This window comes from Brevibacillus fluminis (genome assembly GCF_003710825.1).
In the GTDB taxonomy this organism is placed as follows: domain Bacteria; phylum Bacillota; class Bacilli; order Brevibacillales; family Brevibacillaceae; genus Brevibacillus_D; species Brevibacillus_D fluminis.
In genome coordinates this window covers 1-503 of sequence record NZ_RHHQ01000084.1, presented here as the reverse complement: position 1 = coordinate 503, position 503 = coordinate 1, and the positions used below count along the sequence as shown (strand labels likewise).

Below are 503 nucleotides of genomic sequence, written 5' to 3'. Positions count from 1 at the left end.
CGCATCGGATTTCCCGTGGGTCGAGGAGCGCGTCGGCAAAGAGCGGATTCAACATTCCTACAGCTGGAAAACGATGATCGATGCGGGCATTCACTGCGCTGGTGGCTCTGATGCACCGGTAGAGCCGCTCGATCCGCTTTTGGGACTCCATGCCGCGGTGACACGGAAAGCCCCTGGCGAGACGCATGGCGGTTACTATCCTGAGCAAAAGCTGACGATGCAAGAAGCGATACATCTGTTTACGGTGGGCGGTGCGATGGCTACCAACGAGGAACAGCACAAAGGGACGCTTTCGCGCGGCAAGCTGGCGGACATGACCGTCTATTCACAGGACTTGTTCACGGTCGAGCCGGATGCGCTGCTTTCGACCGATATCAGCATGACGATTATCGGCGGAAAGGTTTGCTACGCGAAATAGGCTCAGCGACGATAGCAACGCAGTTATGAACGAAGACGCTCTGTATGGGGCGTCTTTTTTCGAACCATCACGTGAAGAACCGCGT

1 protein-coding gene is annotated in these 503 nt (G+C 56.3%); it reads left to right on the top strand.

All coding sequences use genetic code 11. From position 1 onward, the window contains the following. On the top strand, positions 1–418 hold a 418-nt coding region (locus EDM56_RS31035), incomplete at its 5' end, for an amidohydrolase family protein (protein ID WP_148040456.1). Between the last annotated feature and the right edge of the window lie 85 nt (positions 419–503).